General features: G+C 30.9%; 2 protein-coding genes. Both read left to right on the top strand.

All coding sequences use genetic code 11. The annotated features are described in order from the left end of the window. Positions 1-976: 976 nt before the first annotated feature. Positions 977-1498, top strand: a complete 522-nt coding sequence (locus tag CKF54_RS01795) for a DUF805 domain-containing protein (RefSeq protein WP_119524574.1) — start codon at positions 977-979, stop codon at positions 1496-1498. Positions 1499-2426: 928 nt separating this feature from the next. Further along, positions 2427-2942, top strand: coding sequence for a DUF805 domain-containing protein (locus CKF54_RS01800; RefSeq protein ID WP_119524575.1), 516 nt, complete (start codon positions 2427-2429; stop codon positions 2940-2942). Positions 2943-3715: the final 773 nt, after the last annotated feature.

Consider the following 3715-nt stretch of genomic DNA (forward strand, 5'->3'; position numbering starts at 1 on the left):
TGATTGTGTCACTAATTTCTACAAATTGATTGCGTCATTAATTACTACAAATTGATTGCGTCATTAATTACTACAAGCTGATAGTTTCACTAATTTTGGTCACGCTTAAATTTTCACGTTAAATATTTCGCCCTTCCTAACTTTCTTTCCTTCCCCTCTAATTTTTACAATTACCCCTACATTTGGATAAAATTCTTCTTAATTTTTTCCTAAAATTACCTTCCCCTTTAAACATACTGGTCAAAGTTAATTTCCCCACTAAAATAAGTAGATTCGATTAAAATCTCATAGAATTTCTTTAATTTTCTAGCTATTTAGTAAAAAAGAAGTAACAAAAAAGTTAAAAATTAGTTATAGTAAACATTATAAAAATATAAATCCAACTTTTTATTTAGTTGTTTAAAACATACAGAGTTGTAACTGTAACAATTGTAACTAAGTTTAAGACTATCTCAAGTTTAGAGGCTAATTTTTTGTTCTTTCTAGCTAATTAGGGATTTTCTTTTGGTTAACAGCAGATTTTTATTCTAGAGATCAAAATATTTTTCTCGCTAACAGCAGATTTCAATTCTAGTTAACTGTAGATTTCTTTTTAACTATTCTAGCTAATAGAGGATTTATTTCTCGCTAGCTAATATAGAGGACTTCTTCCTTGCTAACAGTGGTCAGATTATAGTGCAAGGATAGAAGCAAAGAATCGAAGAATCAAAAAAGCATAGAATTGCAGAATTGCAGAATTGCAGAATTGCAGAATTGATAAGCAAAGAATCGAAGAAACTAAGAATCTAAGAATCTAAGAAGCTAATAATCCTGGAATGAACTAATCGATCAAAGAATAAAAACTTGAGGAATAACTGCCAGTCAGTAGTTCTAGCAGTAGTTCTAGCTACAATTTGAGTTACAAGTTGCATTAAGGCAAGATACAAAGCACTAAGCAATAGTAGTATAAGGCTGTACACAATAACTAGGGGGCAGGATGGAAGAAGCCAAGCTATTTAAGACTTTAGTTTTAAGTTACCAAAACATCTTTAACTTTAACGGTCATCAGTCACGTAGATCTTTTCTATATTACCTTGTGGGGTTAGTTATTCAAGAATTATTCCTTTCTGGATTAGTGATCATTACTTTACACATGCGCGAATTAATGGGTAACAATGTTTACTCACTGATTATGACTGCGGTGATGGGAATGATTGTTGCAGCTTGGTTAATAGCTCTTGTTCTAACGACTTTTAGTTCATATGTACGTCGTTTACATGATATGGGCTTTTCTGGAGTGCTATATCTGATTATGCTGTTTGTTTCTTTTGCAATAACAGCTTTTGGAAGAGGAGCTCCAGTTTACGTAATTATCTCAGCATCGCTGAGTTTACTATTTACTTTAGTTCTGGTAGTAGCGCAAAGTAAAGAAGAAGATAACCCTTACCGTACGGCTAATCCATTTTTAGTTCGTCCGGATTATGTAACTGAAGTTTTTACAATGGATGACAAAGAATAATTTAAGGTTTGAATTTTAAGTTTTGAATCTTAAGGTTTGAATTGTGAATCGCCACAACTTGGCATAACTAGCCATAGCAAGGACAACTTGTAGAGCGAAGCTCAAAGTTTGGAATGAGTGGTCTCAATCTAAAATGGATCAAGAAAAGATCAAAACTTTGCAAAAAAGTACTTAAAAAGTTACAAAAAGTGGTCAAATTACCATTTTTGTAAAAAAATGTACAAATTCATTATCTCAAGATAAAAATACGTGATATTCTATACACATATACAAGAAATGAGAATAATTAATTTAAATTAATTATTCTTGTTATTGCAGGTAATAAAGTTAAGAATAAGAAACGATACTCATAAGTTATAAAGGGATATATTTTTATATATAAAGTACTTTAACTTATCGTTAAAAAGATCACATTAGTCGCACAACCAAAAACTAAGATATCCGGTGTGACATGATGATGTTCCCCCCTAGCACTTTTGTGCTAGGGGCTTTTTCGAAAAGCAAAAATCATCACAATTTATGCGTGTTTTATGCTTCTAAAGTAAGAGTAATAGCCTAGCACGCACCTAGCAAGAAACAGTAATTACAATTACATTAACTTTCTCGGTATTCGAATAGCTAATAGTAGAAAAATAACTCATAGTCTTGTGTCTAGTAACCAACGGTAGAAATAGTCCCTAGTCTAGTGCCTAGTAACCAATGGTAGAAATAGCTCATAGTCTAGTACCTAATCAATGGTAGAGCAACCAATGGTAAGGTATGATAGTAAATACCTAAATTCGAACTTTGTCCAGTTTTATCAACAAATTTTAAGTTTAATTTTTGAGTATGCTATACTTGGTAGATAGTGCTTTAAAAAATACGTCTTAGATTAAAAGATAGTGTTAGTTAAAAGCATAGTTACATTTCTACTTTCATCCATTCTTATATGACAAACAAACTTTCTCTTTGTAAAACAATTTTACTTCACTATCGTCATATCTTTAACTTCTCAGGTAGTGAAAATCGTAGATCTTTTGTCGTTTGGTTTTTCTACAATTTAGGAATCCTACTAGCGTTTGCTGCTTACTTTTATTTCCTCATACCAGCTTTTACGCAAGAAGATGTTTATAGTGCTTATGATCAAGGGCAGTTAAGCTCTGGAGCTAATGCGCTAATTAGTTACTCAATTCTTGTTTTAGTGGCAGTAGTAGTGGTAAATTTCTTTGCTTACATGTCAGCAAGTATTCGTAGACTACATGACCTTGGACAGTCTGGAGTAGTGTATTGGTTGTTCTTAGTAGTAATGACCTTACTGGTAGTATCAGAGTTCTTTAGTGCTGTAGGTTTTTTAGGTATTATTGCTTGCGTGGTTTATTTAAATTTCCGTATAGCCCTAGCTATTTTACCTACTAAGAAAGAAAACAATCAGTTTGTAAGTAAAGATCCATTTGTGGCTGAATAGAAGTCTAAGTGTTTGGCTGCATTCTCCGCAATACCTTAAAGATTTCAAGGTTTGCAAGATTTGCAAGTTTACAAGATTTTAAGATTTTAAGATTTGCAAGTTTACAAGATTTTAAGATTTGCAAGATTTGCAAGTTTACAAGATTTTAAGATTCCAAGGTTTACCTCGATGAGGTATTATTGAGAGAGTGCAAAGTTAAGAATAACATTTTATAAGTAAAGCCTATTTATATAGTTTAGTGTTTGACTTAGGTTTTAATCTAGCTATAAGGATTTAAGTTAGATACTGGACTTTTAATAATTATAAAAACAGCACTTAGTTAACCAAGAAGTTTCTTCTTGGTTAATTTTTTTGTGGTTAATTTTTTTGTTTGGGGTGGGAGATCTTTGTTAGAGGGGGTATTTTTGTTTGGGAAGAACGACTTTTTATTTGTGGGGTTATATTTTTATAGTTGACCTAATAAAAGTGATCAAAAAATTTATTATATTTAGTTCTAACTGTTAAATTTATGTTAGAGATTTCTAACAATTTCTTCGAACTTGTTATGATTACTATACACATGTAAAATGTAAATGATTGATTTTTTTATAGAATTTAATTTTTGTCACTAATTTCTACAACTAATAATTAAATAGATGTATAATGTAAATACATTATTTAATAATGTAATGATTTATTTGTTAATAGATATTTCATTTTACGAATTTTTATTGATCTTAGGAAAGTGTGAGGTTACCCCCAAATGGTCGACAGATTTAATACTTTCTGTAGAC

The sequence above is a fragment of the Psittacicella hinzii genome, assembly GCF_003585885.1.
GTDB lineage: Bacteria > Pseudomonadota > Gammaproteobacteria > Enterobacterales > Psittacicellaceae > Psittacicella.